Raw genomic sequence first — 16,174 nt, forward strand, 5'->3', positions numbered from 1 at the left:
CTCAAAAAATTATTTTTTCGAAGGCTCTTTTTGTTAACTAATTCAGACCAATTTTTCTTTTAAATACTGCCCAGTATAAGATTCTGCACAATTGACAAGTGCTTCTGGAGTACCTTCAAAAATTATATTTCCGCCAGCATCGCCGCCTTCTTGGCCCAAATCAATAATCCAATCTGCCGATTTAATAATTTCCGCATTGTGCTCAATAATAACAAGCGAGTGCCCATTGTCAATCAGCGCATTGAAAGCAGTCAATAATTTTTTTATATCGTGAAAATGCAAGCCCGTAGTTGGTTCGTCAAACACAAATAAAGTAGCCGGCGCCTGGCTTCCATGACTTAAAAAAGAAGCTAATTTAATTCGTTGAGCCTCGCCACCACTCAGCGTACTGGATGATTGTCCAAGTTTTACATAACCCAATCCTACTTTTTGAAGCGGCGCTAATTTTAACGCAATTTTTTTCTCGAGTGTACTTGGTTTTTCTGTCGAATTAAAAAAATCAACGGCTTCATCCACACTTAAATTTAATATATCGTGAATGTTTTTTTTGCGGTATTCCACTTCCAATAAATCACTCTTGAAACGCTTGCCTTTACACGCTTCGCATTCCAAATGAATGTCTGCCATAAACTGCATTTCCACTTTTATTTCTCCTTCACCTTCGCATACTTCACAACGACCACCATCCACATTAAAAGAGAAAAAAGAAGGTTTGTAACCGCGTATTTTCGACAAAGCTTGTTCCGAATAAAGTGTGCGGATTTCATCGTACGCTTTCACGTAAGTAACAGGATTAGAGCGTGAAGAACGCCCAATCGGATGTTGATCAATAAATTCGATATTACTGATTTGTTCAATGTTTCCAGTAAGTTTATCAAACATTCCAACTTGTTCTCCGTAACCAGAAAAATGTTTTTTCAAAGCAGGATACAACACTGCTTTTACCAAAGAAGATTTTCCAGAACCGCTAACACCCGTGATAACAGTCATCACATTGAGTGGAAATTTTACACTTACATTTTTGAGATTATTTTCGCGCGCGCCATTTATTTCAATAAAATGATTCCATTTTCTTCGTTTAGGAATTATAATTTTTTCTTTTCCGTTGAGATAAAGTGCCGTCAAACTTTTTTCTTCCGATAAAATATCTGCGTGATTGCCTTGAAAGACAAGCTCTCCGCCATTTATTCCTGCCAAAGGACCGATGTCAATTAATTGATCGGCAGCACGCATAATTTCTTCATCGTGCTCCACCACAATTACCGTATTTCCTATATTCCGCAATGATTTCAACACTTTTATCAAACGTTGCGTATCGCGCGGATGCAATCCAATACTCGGTTCATCCAAAATATACAAAGAGCCAACCAAGCTGCTACCAAGCGATGTAGCTAAATTGATGCGCTGTGATTCTCCTCCGGAAAGTGTGTTAGAAAGTCGGTTTAAAGTAAGATAACCCAAACCAACATCTTCCAAAAATTGAAGGCGATTGGTGATTTCAATTAAAAGACGTTTGGAAATTTTTTTTTCGTATTCATTTAATTCGATGGAAGCAAAAAAAGCAATGATTTTTGAAACCGGCATCAACACGATTTCGGTAATGGAACGTTTATTTATTTTAATATACGATGCATCTTTTCGCAAGCGACTGCCAAGGCATTCCGGACAAATAGTTTTTCCTCTGTAACGCGAAAGCATGACGCGGTATTGAATTTTGTAACTTTCAGATTCAATGAATTTAAAAAATTCGTTGAGTCCTTTAAAAAACTTATTTCCTGTCCATATTAATTTTTTTTCTGCTACACTCAAATCCGCGTAAGCGCGATGAACAGGGAAATCAAACTTATGTGCATTTTTAACTAAGATGTTTTTCCATTCACTCATTTTCTCGCCACGCCAACAAAGAATCGCATCTTCGTAAACAGAAAGCGATTTATTGGGCACTACTAAATTTTCATCGATACCAATCACAGTCCCAAATCCTTCACAAGTTTTGCATGCTCCGATTGGATTATTGAAGCTGAAAAAATTCACATCTGGCTCTTCAAACCGCATTCCGTCCGCTTCAAAACGATTGGAGAACAGTTTTGGTTTGGCTGATTGTTTTTTATTTACGGATTCGTTATTCTCATTTACAATTTCCACAAAACATTCGCCATCGCCTTCGTAGAAAGCCGTTTGAACAGAATCTGCAATGCGACCGAAATTTTCTTCGTCGTTTTTCTTCGCCACCAAACGATCAATCACCAACAGTAAATCTTCACTTCCTGAAATATTTTTTTTCAGCAATTCATCTGTTTTGAAAATTTCATTTTTATATTTTACTCTCGAAAAACCTTGTTGTGAAAGCAATTCCAACTTTTCTTGAACTGTTTGATTTTTCAGTTGTATCGGCGCCAACAAAATTATTTTGGTGTCTTCTTTCAAGTCATTTACATAATTGACCACATCCGAAACGCTGTCTTTATGCACTTCTTCACCAGAAATAGGCGAAAATGTTTTTCCGATACGCGCAAATAAAAGTTTTAAATAATCGTAAATTTCGGTAGAAGTACCAACGGTAGAGCGCGGATTACGTGTATTTGTTTTTTGTTCAATGGCAATAGCAGGCGAAATTCCTTTGATATAATCCACTTCCGGTTTGTTGATACGACCGAGAAATTGACGCGCGTACGACGAAAGACTTTCCACGTATCTGCGTTGCCCTTCCGCGTAAAGCGTATCAAAGGCAAGCGAAGATTTACCAGAACCCGATAAACCCGTTATCACCACCAATTTATTTCTCGGGATGGCAATATCTAAATTCTTTAAATTATGAATTTTCGCTCCTTTTATAATGATGTATTCCTTCGGACTAAGCGATTCTACTTTTGCAGGTTTAAACGGCATTTTATAAAATATTTCGGGCAACAAAAATATTACTATTATTTTGAAACTAACCGATTTCTTTTATGTTCTTTTTATCGTATCTTACAGCTATACTAAAATGGCGTTCAAAAAATTAATTTTTCAAAGCTCTTTTTTTATCATCAGAAAAATGCCTTTCAAAATTTTTTCAGTTAAACTATGTGAGGATTATGTAATTTATTTCCATAATTGTGTAAACTCTACTCAAGTTAAAAAACCTATCCTTGCATTCTAAAAAATCACTAATAATTTCAATTTAAACAGGCTCTGAGATTAAAAATAACTTACTGATATTTAGATAAAAAAATTGTAATAATTTTTAGAATCCACCATAAATGAAAACAACAATAAACACCCAAACTACTGTCTCCGTAGAGAGAGAGGGTAATAAACTAAATCGTATTTCTGTTAGTTTATGTACCCTTTTCTTATCAATCTTATTTAGCAACTCATTAATAGCAAACAATCTCGTAATTGGAGCACCTACTGTAGCAGTTGGTCCTGGTACAATTTCATTTACCATTCAATGGGATAACAGTTGGAATGTTGCATCTGGTCCTACCAATTGGGATGGAGTGTGGGTTTTTGTAAAACGCCAAGCGTGTGCGGATATGCTTTGGAATCATGCTCTATTAAGCACCAATGCTGCAGATCACAACATAACAGGCGGAGTTTTACAGGTGGATGCAGTTACGGATGGCATGGGAGTATTCATTCGGAGATCATCTGCAGGAATAGGAAATATTCCTTCATCTACTGTAACTTTAAAATTACAAACTGCTCCTAATCTTGTAGATAATTTTAAGGTTTTCGGCATTGAAGTGGTTAATGTGCCGCAAGGAAATTTTTATATCGGAGATGGAACAAGAGGCTCGAGTACCTATGGTTTTTCTGCTGCAAATCCTTATCCTTCGATACTTATCACTAACGTCATTCAAACTGCTGGGATTGGGGCAGCAGCCAATTACCAAGTTAATGGTTGGGGTTCGACTGGAGCTTTGCCCGCTTCTTTTCCACTTGGATGGAATAAATTTTATTGTATGAAATATGAAATTAGCCAAGACCAATATACTTCTTTTCTTAATACACTTAATTACGATCAACAAGTTGCAAGAACCGCTAATCCCCCGAATGGAGCAGTAGGAACACTTGCTATTGCTGGGGCAACGCCAAGCAGAAATGATATTAGGATTTCAACATCAGGCACTATCAATAATATTCCTGCAATATATACAACCACTCTTCCTAATTTGGCATGCAACTGGCTCAGTTGGGCCGACCTTACAGCTTATCTTGACTGGTCGGCTTTACGACCAATGACGGAATTTGAATTTGAAAAAGTTTGTAGGGGAACTGCGGCTGCCGCTGCTTCAGAAAACGCATGGGGCACCACTGATTTATTACAAGCGGAATCTGGTGCGCTGAATAATGCAGGATTAGTTAATGAAACTTCTACAGCTGCCGGTGCTGGTTTATGTGCTTACGGAATTAACAATACAGCAAAGGGTCCACTTCGATGCGGCTTTGCTGCTACTGCTGCTACCACTAGAGTTCAATCTGGAGGCAGTTATTACGGAGCAATGGATCTGTCGGGAAATGTGGATGAACAATGCCTTGGAGGATACAATTATAATTATTCAACATTCACGAATATTAATGGTGATGGAAGTTTGAGTTCAGTTGGAACTGCTAATACTGCTAACTGGCCCAGTTTGGGTGGTGGACAAAATGGAGGAATTATGAGAGGTAGTAATTGGTTTACACCTACAGTTTCTGATCTCAATGTGAGTGATAGAGGGTTAATGACTCAGAATTATAATAATAATAGAGATTACCGTGTTGGCGGAAGAGGAGTTCGTAGTTGGTAAAGAAATATAGTGTGACAAAACTATTCAGTCAAATTTTCGAAAAGTATTTACACAATTGTTTCACGATGAAAAGCAGTATAAGTAATCGGTATATTTTTTTATTGTTTGTGATTTACATTTTTCCTCAGCCTGCTTTTTCTCAATACTTAGGTGGCAATGCTAATGGTTTTGCTATTAATACACTTACTCAAACTGTTTGTCCTGCCTTAGCCAGTACCAATATTTACTATGGCGGCAATGCTGATGGTTTTGCACTTAACACACTTACTCAAACTGTTTGCCCTCCATTGCCCAGTACCAATATTTACTATGGCGGAAATGCTGATGGTTTTGCACTTAACACACTTACACAATCTGTTTGTCCTCCATTGCCCAGTACAAATATTTTTTTTGGCGGAAATGCTGATGGTTTTGCGTTCAATAATTTGCAACAGTCTAATTGTTATATTGCCTTACCAATTGAGTTACTTTCTTGGGAAGCACAATGTGAGCAAAGGGAGGTTATTTTAAAATGGACAACGGCATCAGAAATCAATAATGATTATTTTACCATTGAAAAATCAATAGATGGCGCAAACTGGCAATTAGTAGGCAAAGTGAAGGGTGCAGGAAATAGTACTGGAATAAAAAAGTACACATTTACAGATATAAATTCCAAATCTGACACTACCGTTTATTATCGCCTTAGCCAGACCAATTTTGACGGCACCACCGTTTTCTTCAACGAAATAAGTGTTACTTGCGAAGACAGCAACGAAAAAAATGTTTTTGTTTATCCCAATCCTACTTCAGGAAACTTTAATTTGCATTTCATCAATGGAATGGAAGAAACCGTTCAAGATATAGATGTATATACCGTTTTAGGACAAAATATTTTTCATCAAACAAGTGCCAACAAAAGCATTAGTGTATTTCAAACGATTAATTTATCAGACTATTCAGACGGAATTTACTTTTTAAAAATTCAAACCTTAAATGGAATCATCACAAAAAAAATTATGATAAATAAATTTTAAATCGTTGATAACGTTAAAATAAGTTTCTATAACAGAAATTGCTTCGTATTCAAATACTTCCATTTAATTATCAAATTAAAATTTTAGAACCGGCCTTTGGGATTATTTCTAATTGTCATCAATGCTTTTATTATTTTACTTGCGAGTAAGTTAGTTACTGGCTTTGCGGTGCAAGGTTTCGGAACGACTTTAATTTTCGGAGTTGTACTTTGGATTGTTAACTCAGCTCTTGAAGGATTAAATAAAGCACTCGAAAAAATTAATTTTTCAAAGCTCCTTTTTTATCATCAGAAAAATGCCTCTCAAAAAAATAATTTTTCGAAGCCTACTTTTTCTGATTATATTTGCGGCTCACAAACAAAAACCTATGTTGTAGATAGGCGCAAACTATGATAAACATTACCTTACCGGACGGTTCCAAAAGACAATACGAACGCGGAACAACAGCTCTCGAAATCGCGAAAAGCATTAGCGAAGGTTTAGCACGAAATGTGCTTGCCGCCAAAGTAAATGGAGAAATTTGGGATGCTTCCCGACCGATAAACGACGATTCCTTACTGACATTATTGACGTGGAACGATACCGAAGGAAAATCTACACTTTGGCATTCCTCCGCGCATTTGCTGGCGGAAGCACTGGAAAGCATTTATCCAGGCGTAAAATTCGGAATTGGTCCTGCCATCGAAAATGGTTTTTATTACGATATTGATTTGGGTGGGAAAACAATTTCTTCAGATGATTTCAAAAAAATTGAAGATAAAATGTTGGACTTGGCGCGCCAAAGCAACAAATATATCCGAAAAGAAGTTTCTAAAAAAGATGCTATTTCCTATTTCACCGAGAAAAACGATGAATACAAATTGGACTTGTTGAAAGATTTGGAAGACGGAAAAATTACATTTTATTCGCAAGGTAATTTTACTGATTTATGTCGTGGTCCGCACATTCCGGATACTGGTTTTATAAAAGCGGTAAAGTTGATGAACATTGCCGGAGCGTATTGGCGAGGTGATGAAAAAAACAAACAATTAACACGTATTTACGGCATCACTTTTCCGAAACAAAAAGAATTAGCGGAGTATTTAATTTTGTTGGAAGAAGCTAAAAAGCGCGACCATCGTAAGATTGGAAAAGAATTAGAATTGTTTGCTTTTTCTGAAAAAGTAGGAATGGGACTTCCTTTGTGGCTTCCGAAAGGTACTGCTTTGCGCGAAAAATTAGAACAATTTATGCGTAAAGCCCAAATAAAAGCAGGTTATTTACCAGTTATTACGCCTCACATCGGAAATAAAAATTTGTACATCACTTCCGGACATTACGAGAAATACGGAAAAGATTCTTTTCAACCGATTCGCACGCCACACGAAGGCGAAGAATTTTTTTTGAAACCGATGAATTGTCCGCACCATTGCGAGATTTATAAAACATCACCAAAATCATACAAAGATTTACCTATTCGTTTGGCTGAATTCGGAACTGTTTATCGTTATGAACAAGCCGGAGAATTGCATGGATTAACAAGAGTACGCGGTTTTACACAAGATGACGCGCACATATTTTGTCGTCCAGATCAAGTAAAAGAAGAATTTTGTAAAGTGATTGATTTGGTTTTATATGTTTTTAAAGCATTGGATTTTGAAAATTTTACGGCACAAATTTCTTTGCGCGATCCAAACAATAAAGAAAAATACATTGGCTCTGACGAAAATTGGAAATTAGCCGAAGATGCGATCATTGAATCTGCCAAAGAAAAAGGATTAACAACTGTTGTAGAATTGGGGGAAGCTGCCTTTTACGGACCGAAACTCGATTTTATGGTGAAGGATGCCATTGGTCGGAAATGGCAATTGGGAACCATTCAAGTAGATTATAATTTGCCGGAACGTTTCGAATTGGAATATACTGGAAGCGACAATCAAAAACATCGCCCAGTAATGATTCACCGTGCGCCTTTTGGCTCGTTGGAGCGTTTTGTGGCTGTATTGATAGAACATTGCGCTGGAAAATTTCCGCTTTGGCTCACGCCTGAACAAGTTGCGATACTTCCCATCAGCGATAAGTACAACGATTATGCAAAAAAAGTTTTGGAATTGCTAAATAATTACGATATTCGCGGCTTCGTTGACGAAAGGAGTGAGAAAATTGGCAGAAAAATTCGGGATACAGAATTGAAAAAAATTCCTTTTATGCTGATTGTTGGAGAAAAAGAGCAGGCGGATAATACAGTGTCAGCAAGGAAACAAGGCGAAGGAGATACCGGAACATTTTCCGTTAAAGAATTTGCCGAAGTGATTAAAAAAGAAATTGACGCCAAATTGGCGACGTTTGAATAAATAAAAAGTAAACAAATTAATAGGAGGATCAACATATAGCAACGCCATTTACACCCTTTGTTCGCTCGGCAGACAGAGGTCGTTTCCAGAAAAAAGAAGACCCACATTTTATCAATGAACGGATCAAAGCACGCACCGTTCGCGTGGTAGGAGAAGGGATAGAACAAGGTGTTTTTTCGATTGAAAAAGCACTTCAGATAGCTGTAGAAGCTGGTTTGGATTTGATAGAGATTTCGCCCAATGCGGAGCCTCCTGTGTGTAAAGTTGCCGATTATAAAAAGTTTTTATACGAGCAAAAAAAGAAACAAAAAGAGTTAAAAGCGAAAGCCGCGAAGATTGTTGTAAAAGAAATTCGTTTTGGACCAAATACAGATGAGCACGATTATAATTTCAAAAAAAATCATGCCCTAAAATTTTTACAAGAAGGCGCAAAGGTGAAAGCATTTGTGTTTTTTAGAGGACGTTCTATTTTATTTAAAGAGCAAGGTGAAATTTTATTATTGCGTTTCGCGCAAGAGTTGGAAGAACATGGAAAAGTAGAGCAATTGCCTTTATTAGAGGGAAAAAGAATGATTATGATTGTTTCTCCCAAAAAAAATAAGTAAAAAAAAGAGTGCTAAAATAAATTAAAAATTAATTCAATAACTGAAGCAAAATGCCAAAAGTAAAAACCAATTCCAGCGCGAAAAAAAGATTTTCGTTTACCGGAACAGGAAAAATTAAACGGAAACACGCTTTCAAAAGCCATATCCTGACGAAAAAATCCACCAAAAGAAAACGTGGTTTGACACACACTGGAACTGTTGACAAAGCAGATACAGGACGTATCAAATCATTACTTGGAGTTGGAAATTAATTTTTCAAAACAACAAATAATTCTCAGATAAATTAACCAGGTAACCAGCAAAAAGTTTTCTGAATATCAGAAACGCTGTCAGCCAAAAAACTAAAAACTATGCCTAGGTCGGTAAATGCAGTGGCTTCCAGAGCCAGAAGAAAAAAAGTTCTAAAACAAACCAAAGGATATTGGGGTGCGCGTAAAAACGTTCACACGATTGCTAAAAACGTTCTCGAAAAAGGTTTAACGTACGCTTACCGCGATCGTAAATCGAAGAAAAGAAATTTCCGCGGATTGTGGATTCAACGTATCAACGCAGGTGTTCGTCCTTTCGGAATGTCTTATTCCGAGTTTATGGGAAAAATCCATTCTAAAAACATCAATCTAAATCGCAAAGTATTGGCAGATTTGGCAATGAATAATCCAGAAGCTTTTAAAGCTGTTGTGGATTCTGTAAAATAGAAAAATATATTTTATATTAAAAAGACTTCTCAAATGGGAAGTCTTTTTTTTGCTTTGTTTTTTCTGCTCTCGAAAAATTAATTTTTTGAACCCCTATTTTCTCCCATTAAACTCGATACTTTTCTTACTTTTACAATAAAATTTAGCATTCATGTTAGTTATTCGATTACTCAAAGAAAGTATTTTGTTCGCGTTGAATGCCTTGGTATCCAACAAGCTCCGAACATTTTTATCTTTATTGGGTATTACCATCGGCATTTTTGCTATCATTTCTGTTTTTACTGTTGTTGATTCGCTCGAAAATAGTTTGCGTACTAGTGTTGCTTCTTTGGGCGATGACGTGATTTACGTTCAAAAATGGCCTTGGACATTTGGTCCAGATTATCCTTGGTGGAAATACATGGATCGCCCACAACCAACTACAGAAGAACTTCCAGAAATTCAACACCGTTGTCAAAATGCTTCAGCAATTGCGTACGATGCTATCTTCCAAAAAACAGTGCAGTACAAAGATAATAGCATGAATAATGTAGATTTGACAGCTATTTCGAATGATTATGACCAAGTACGAAAATTAGATTTTACAAGAGGTCGTTATTTTTCGGAAGCCGAATTTACAAGTGGGAAAAATATAGCTTTCATTGGAGATGCTGTTGCACAAGGACTTTTTTCTAACGAAAACCCCATTGGAAAAGAGATTGAAGTAATGGGTAGAAAAGTAACTATTGTTGGAACGCTTAAAAAAGAAGGCGAGGGCATGATTGGCGAAACCGTTGATAACAATTTATTCGTGCCTGTAAATTTTGTGCGAAACATTATAGATTTACGTAACGATGAATCGAATCCTTCTATTTTGGTAAAAGCAAAAACAGGAATTACTAACGCACAATTAATTGATGAACTCACCGGAATCATCCGCTCCATAAGGAAATTACAACCTTTGGCAGACGATGATTTCGCCCTCAACCAAACCAGTATGCTCTCTAAACAGTTTGACGGATTGTTTGATATTGTAGGAATTGTAGGTTGGATAATTGGCGGGTTTTCTATACTGGTGGGCGGTTTTGGAATTGCGAACATTATGTTTGTTTCTGTAAAAGAACGCACCAATATTATCGGAATTCAAAAATCTTTGGGCGCAAAAAATTATTTCATCCTCTTGCAATTTTTAACCGAATCGGTTGTATTATCCTTTATTGGCGGTATTTTAGGACTTCTGATTATTTTTGTTGCCATTTTATTTATCGGAGATTCTTTCGGAATGAAATTGGTTTTAAGTAGCTCCAATATTATTTTAGGATTAACGATTTCTATTTTAATTGGCGTCATTTCAGGCTTTGTGCCAGCTTATGGCGCTTCTCAATTAGATCCAGTAGAAGCCATTCGAAGCAATTAAAAAAGATATTTATGGCACTTTCTTCCTCTCTAAAAAAAAGACCACTACTATTAAGTATCATTTGCATCATCGCTTATACTTGGATTGCCATTACGTTTCCGACCATTTTTTCACCTTCTGTAAAAAAAACAAGCGAGTGGTTGCCTCCCATTCTTGGGTTTATTTTAGCGCTTCATTTTATGGCAATTGTGGGCGTTTGGCATTGCAAACGTTGGGGCGTAGAGCTCTACATCGTTTCGTTCTTTTTGAAACAAATTATTTATATTTTAATGAACGATATTAGTATTCCCAGTATTGTTTTATCCAGTATTTTCATCATTTGTTTTTTAGTGTATTACAAACAAATGGATCAGAATTTGTAAATTATTTCTTCGCATCAAAAAAATAATTTTCGGAAACTGTTTTTTTTATCCGTGATAAACGCGTGAAATAAATATTTTTTCAGATTGTATTTCCAACACTTCTGCTACCAGCATATCCACTTCGTTTGGCACTTTGCGGATGTATTCCATAAATACACGCTCTTCGTTTGCCGTTATTGTTGTTACCTGATAATTCAAATTTGGCAATCGTTCAAAAGCATCTTTCCACCAAGCGCGTAAAGCAGATTTTCCGGTAATAAAACCATTTGTTTCAGGCTGACGAATTTTTAATTTGGGACTAAAATGTTTCGCGTTTTCGTCGTACAATTCCAATAATTTTTCCAAATTGTGCGTATTAAATGCAGCGAACCATTTTTCAGCAATTGCTTCGTTATTTTTAGTTGTCATGATTGATTTTTCGTTCTTCCTCTACAAAAATACATTTTCTGAAAAGATAAAAATCAGGCTTTGAAAAATTAATTTTTCAAACGTATTTTCATTGAGAAAAAATCACGAAGAAAAACATTTCCTATCTTTAAATCCTAAAAAAATAATTATGTCAATTGATTTAAGAAGTGATACCGTTACGAGGCCGAGCAAAGAAATGTTAGAATATATGTTTCGTGCAAAATTAGGCGACGATGTATTTGGCGAAGATCCAACCATCAATGCATTGGAAGAAAAATGCGCGAAATTATTTTCGAAAGAAGCTGCCGTTTTTTGTCCTTCCGGAACAATGACAAACCAAATTGCAATTAAAGTGCACACGCAACCAGGCGATGAATTATTGTGTGATGTTAATTCTCATATTTATCAGTTTGAAGGTGGCGGAATTAGCCGTAATTCGGGCGTTCAGGCGAAATTGTTACCAGGCGACAGAGGAAGAATTTCGGCACAACAAGTTAAAGAAAATATCAATCCATCTTTCGATTGGATGACACATACTAGCCTTGTATCCATTGAAAACACAGCAAATAGGAGTGGAGGTAGTTTTTATTCCATAGAAACAATACAAGAAATTTCTACCGTTTGTAAAGAACATAAATTGAATTTTCATTTGGATGGCGCGCGTATTTTTAATGCCTTGGAAGAAACAAAAAATACACCTTCTCAAATCGGAAAATGTGTGGATTCTATCTCGGTGTGCCTTTCCAAAGGATTGGGTGCGCCTGTAGGTTCCGTACTTTTAGGCGATACCGAATTTATTAGAAAAGCGCGACGTGTGCGAAAAACTTTTGGAGGAGGTATGCGTCAAGCTGGTATTTTAGCTGCTGCTGGGATTTACGCATTGGATCATAACATTAAGCGTTTAAAAGACGATCACGCAAGAGCAAAAATACTTGGAGATGCTTTACGAAAATTATCTTTTGTGGAAAAAATTCTACCTGTAGAAACCAATATTGTCATTTTTACTTTATCGGAAAAAATGCCAAGCGAAAAATTTATCCAAAAATTAGCAACTGAAAATATTATCGCCAGTGGTTTCGGAAAACAAACGGTCCGCTTAGTTACGCACCTTGATTTTACAGACGATATGCTCGAAAAAGCAATTTCTGTTTTCAATAAAATAAACTTCCTAAACTAAAAATTGCGCTGCTCCTTTACAAGAAAAACGCAATAATAATTACACCGAAATTTCAATCAAAACAAACTTATTCCAACGGTAAACGGAGTAAGTTGCGGACCTTTTTGCTTTCAAAAAGAGTGCTCAGTGCATAGGTCTTTTTACGTGAGACTGAAAATCATTTCGTAAAGTTACAGGTAATTTGAAAATTAATTTTTCGCAAACGATATCTTAAAATGAAAATTGTAGTTGGCCGGCAACGGTATTTTTTGTATTGCCTGAAATTTCATCGGATCCACTACCGATGTTGTTTTTATTTTGATAAAAAAGTTGGGTGGCACGTACCGATAAAATAATTTTTTTTGAGAGTTCATATTTCCCTGAGAATGAAACAGAGGAACCTTTGTAAAAAAAATCGGAAATGCTATAGCGATTGTAAAAATCATTCTCTAAAAAATATATTCGAGAATTATAATCGTCTGTTTGAAACAAAGTATAATTGAGTGAAATTGAGAAAGGTTTGTTCTTTTTTTTCAAAAAAATAGTTTGAGAAATTAAAAAGCCGTTACTCGGAACAGTATTTGTTTGTATGTAATTTACATATTCTAAGCGATTCATAAATTCCATAAAATCTCTTGCATTGTATTGAATTTGAAAACGATAATTATTCTGGCTAATCGGTAAAATTCCGTTTATTAATCCTGCACTTGGCATGTTTTTAAAACGCTTATGTTGCCGGCATTTCACAGACAATTTTATGGAAGATGAGAGTGTATAAGAAGCGTTTTCTAAAAAATCATTTCCGTAGGAAGGCGCATTGACAAGGTATTTGAGCCAAGGGAATTGGAAATAATCTGCGAAAGCAGATATGCTAAAGTTCGAAAATGGGTGCATTTCTATTCCAAAATAAATTCCTTTTTCGTTGGAAGTTTTTGTGTTTTCAGAAAATCCTTTACTGAAGAAATTCTGATAATCGCGCGAGTAATTTCGGTGTAAAACCGAAAACGAAACGGTTGGAGATAAGCTCGCCAATATGCCGTTCATATATGCAAATCCTCCATTCTGGCTAATGGCTGTTTCTCCAAAAAAATAAAAATTCCGATGTGAAAATCCATAATTAATCCCAGCATTTGTATTTATTTTTCCTGAAAAATCATACGCATTGTATAAAATATTTTTTTTCTGAATCGGTTTGTCGAAATTCGTTTGTAGTGCTGTAAGACCGATTGAAAAATTATTTTTTTGATAAGTAATATTTCCTCCGAAAATTTTTTCTTGTAACGAATTTTTATTCTGCAATTCGGTTATCGTTCGGTGCAATCCGCCTTGCTTGATTGAACTGACTGCCAAAGAATCCTTTTCGTTTAAAGATGGAACAATGGTTGCATCTGTTTTTTTGTCGGAAATAAATGTGCTGATTTCAAATCGTTTAAAGGCAAATGTTGTTGCGATTCCTCGAAAAAAATTAATTTCATCCAAGGAGGTATATGGTCGAATTCCCGCACCAGACTTAGCAATATTCATCACATCGGAAGATTTTCCAAAGCCAAAACCAGTCCATGTGGTAAGTCCTTGCCCAAAACTGGCTTGATAATCTCCCACTATAATATTTTTTATAAAGTGATTATTTTTTATGGATAAATATCCCGAATAAAAATCAAATCCTTGTTTTTGAGATCCGCTAAAAAATTCTTCACCAGCATCTTTTTTTGATGTAAATCCAGCAGAAACAAAATTTGAGGATTGAAATTTATAACGCTCTATTATTTTTTGTGGACTTCCTAAATACGACGTTTTACCAGGTATTAAATATCCTTTCGATTTTTCTAATGTTTGCTCAAAAGCAGATGTCCACTGACTTTTTCCGTATTTAAAAATTTTATTTAACGAAAAATTATTTTTTTCTTCTACTTTACCCACACGGATATAGGGTATTATTTTTTGAATAATTTCTTCTGAAAAGCCATCTATTGTTTGCAATTCGTACACACTCAGTAACAATCCATTTTCACGAATGTGATTCAATAAGTTATTAATTTGTAAGTTATTTAATAATTGTAAATCACTCAAATCGTTTGCTGTAGCCGTATTTAAGTTTAATTTATTTTTATGATATGCTTGAAGTATTTCAAATAAATTTGTGTAATCTGAGTTTTCCACAGCATCTGAGTTTTCTACATTCATTTCTACTTTCTCATCTATTTCGAGTTCTTCATCGCTTAAAATTTCTTGTGAAGATACTTTGTACGAAAACAATAACGCGAAAAAGACAATCCATAAATTCGATTGTATTATCCATTTTTGCGGCTGAAAAATTATTTTTTTCATTTGAAAATTAAATATTCAAAAAATTATTTTTTCAATTCGTTTTTTTATCGAAACGATAGGACATGCCTATTTGTGGCGTATAGCCAAGTGTAGGATGAAGAGTAGTTGAAAAATCCAATTGTAATTGTTTCACATTAAGACCAAATCCAAACGAGAAAATTTCGGATGAAACTCCTGCTCTCAAAAAAATATTTTTTCGAGGCGCGTATTCAATTCCAGCTTTCAGCAATGGGTTATATTGAATGTCTTTTTCTGTTTCAAGCGCAATTATAACTTGTTTTGAGAAAGAATAATTCATTCCCAATCGAACAATCGTAGGAACTCGTTCGTCGGTATAATGTGCTAATTTGGTGCTTGTGAAGTTGAAAAAATGAACTCCAAAAATTAATTTTTCATTCAGTTTTTTTTGCAATCCAATTTCAGGTACAAGAACGCCTTTGTTGCCGTATCCATCGGCAATGTGCGTATGAAAATAGTTTAGTTGTACACCTATTGAAAAAGTAGTACTCAAAGGCTTTGCATACGCAATTCCGAATTTATTTTCGCTGTAAAGCGAATATCCGAAAGAGGAAATAGTAATTCCGAAAACACCTTTTTTTATAGAGAAGTTTGTAGTTGCAGCGTTCAAACTCAGTTCTTTTAATCCGAAACGTTGTTCGTGATAAAAGGCTGCCGAGTTGTTTTTCAAAAATGCCAATCCGGCTTGGTTATTTTGCGCCGACCAAACATCGGATAAACTTACAGAAGTATTTCCCAATGCACTATTTCTCGCACCAAGTGGATAATTGTCAGCATCTGCATTGAAGACCGAACAAATAAACAAGACGAAAAATTTTGTACTGCTTTTTTTAAGACTCATCCGATGAAAATTATTTCACCTTGAACTTAAATTGGAGTTGATTTATTGCATCGGTAGATGCAGAAACTTTATTTTTTAATTCCTCTTTGAATAAAATAATTTTTTGAAGAACGGAAGGATCGCCTGCCGCAATTATTTGTGCCGCCAGAATTCCCGCATTTTGTGCAGCATTTAATGCGACAGTGGCAACGGGAACACCGTTCGGCATTTGTAAAATAGATAAAATAGAATCCCAGCCATC

General features: G+C 35.6%; 15 protein-coding genes. 10 read left to right on the forward strand and 5 right to left on the reverse strand.

Features of this window, described 5'->3' with window-relative positions; genetic code table 11:
• Nucleotides 1–42: 42 nt before the first annotated feature.
• Nucleotides 43–2,889: an excinuclease ABC subunit UvrA gene (gene uvrA, locus ABIZ51_02445; GenBank protein ID MEO7087637.1), complete on the reverse strand. Its 2,847-nt coding sequence runs from the start codon at nt 2,887–2,889 to the stop codon at nt 43–45.
• A 353-nt stretch (nt 2,890–3,242) separates the two neighbouring features.
• On the opposite strand from uvrA, the gene ABIZ51_02450 reads away from it, so the two are divergent.
• The 9 genes from ABIZ51_02450 to ABIZ51_02490 all read left to right on the forward strand — a co-directional run bounded on the left by ABIZ51_02450 (nt 3,243) and on the right by ABIZ51_02490 (nt 11,182).
• Nucleotides 3,243–4,775 (forward strand): SUMF1/EgtB/PvdO family nonheme iron enzyme, encoded by a 1,533-nt coding sequence (locus tag ABIZ51_02450; protein MEO7087638.1) that lies wholly within the window; start codon nt 3,243–3,245, stop codon nt 4,773–4,775.
• A 65-nt stretch (nt 4,776–4,840) separates the two neighbouring features.
• On the forward strand, nt 4,841–5,791 hold the full coding sequence (locus ABIZ51_02455; GenBank protein ID MEO7087639.1) for a T9SS type A sorting domain-containing protein: 951 nt from the start codon (nt 4,841–4,843) through the stop codon (nt 5,789–5,791).
• Between the two features lie 96 nt (nt 5,792–5,887).
• Nucleotides 5,888–6,184 (forward strand): phage holin family protein, encoded by a 297-nt coding sequence (locus ABIZ51_02460; GenBank protein MEO7087640.1) that lies wholly within the window; start codon nt 5,888–5,890, stop codon nt 6,182–6,184.
• On the forward strand, nt 6,181–8,124 hold the full coding sequence (gene thrS / locus ABIZ51_02465) for a threonine--tRNA ligase (GenBank protein MEO7087641.1): 1,944 nt from the start codon (nt 6,181–6,183) through the stop codon (nt 8,122–8,124). The genes ABIZ51_02460 and thrS overlap by 4 nt, the downstream gene beginning before the upstream one ends.
• A 35-nt stretch (nt 8,125–8,159) precedes the next feature.
• Complete coding sequence (gene infC, locus ABIZ51_02470; GenBank protein ID MEO7087642.1) at nt 8,160–8,729, forward strand: translation initiation factor IF-3; 570 nt, start codon at nt 8,160–8,162, stop codon at nt 8,727–8,729.
• A 50-nt stretch (nt 8,730–8,779) separates the two neighbouring features.
• The gene (gene rpmI, locus ABIZ51_02475; protein MEO7087643.1) at nt 8,780–8,980 is read left to right on the forward strand and encodes a 50S ribosomal protein L35; all 201 of its coding nucleotides are present in this window, start codon (nt 8,780–8,782) and stop codon (nt 8,978–8,980) included.
• A gap of 99 nt (nt 8,981–9,079) precedes the next feature.
• Nucleotides 9,080–9,424, forward strand: a complete 345-nt coding sequence (rplT, locus tag ABIZ51_02480) for a 50S ribosomal protein L20 (protein ID MEO7087644.1) — start codon at nt 9,080–9,082, stop codon at nt 9,422–9,424.
• A 151-nt stretch (nt 9,425–9,575) separates the two neighbouring features.
• Nucleotides 9,576–10,820, forward strand: coding sequence for an ABC transporter permease (locus tag ABIZ51_02485; GenBank protein MEO7087645.1), 1,245 nt, complete (start codon nt 9,576–9,578; stop codon nt 10,818–10,820).
• Between the two features lie 11 nt (nt 10,821–10,831).
• Nucleotides 10,832–11,182: a hypothetical protein gene (locus ABIZ51_02490; GenBank protein ID MEO7087646.1), complete on the forward strand. Its 351-nt coding sequence runs from the start codon at nt 10,832–10,834 to the stop codon at nt 11,180–11,182.
• Between the two features lie 45 nt (nt 11,183–11,227).
• Here the strand turns inward: ABIZ51_02490 and ABIZ51_02495 are convergent, their stop codons facing one another.
• Nucleotides 11,228–11,590 (reverse strand): nuclear transport factor 2 family protein, encoded by a 363-nt coding sequence (locus ABIZ51_02495; protein ID MEO7087647.1) that lies wholly within the window; start codon nt 11,588–11,590, stop codon nt 11,228–11,230.
• Between the two features lie 148 nt (nt 11,591–11,738).
• On the opposite strand from ABIZ51_02495, the gene ABIZ51_02500 reads away from it, so the two are divergent.
• Nucleotides 11,739–12,767, forward strand: a complete 1,029-nt coding sequence (locus ABIZ51_02500) for a GntG family PLP-dependent aldolase (GenBank protein ID MEO7087648.1) — start codon at nt 11,739–11,741, stop codon at nt 12,765–12,767.
• A gap of 210 nt (nt 12,768–12,977) precedes the next feature.
• Here ABIZ51_02500 and ABIZ51_02505 read toward each other — a convergent pair whose 3' ends face one another.
• The 3 genes from ABIZ51_02505 to ABIZ51_02515 form a co-directional block, all read right to left on the reverse strand.
• Entirely contained in the window at nt 12,978–15,074 is a 2,097-nt protein-coding gene (locus tag ABIZ51_02505) for a helix-hairpin-helix domain-containing protein (GenBank protein ID MEO7087649.1), read from the reverse strand.
• A gap of 31 nt (nt 15,075–15,105) precedes the next feature.
• Complete coding sequence (locus ABIZ51_02510) at nt 15,106–15,933, reverse strand: hypothetical protein (protein ID MEO7087650.1); 828 nt, start codon at nt 15,931–15,933, stop codon at nt 15,106–15,108.
• A gap of 10 nt (nt 15,934–15,943) precedes the next feature.
• The coding region (locus tag ABIZ51_02515) for an AIR carboxylase family protein (protein ID MEO7087651.1) at nt 15,944–16,174 on the reverse strand (231 nt) is incomplete at its 5' end.

It is taken from the genome of Bacteroidia bacterium, from assembly GCA_039924845.1.
Lineage (GTDB): Bacteria > Bacteroidota > Bacteroidia > DATLTG01 > DATLTG01 > DATLTG01.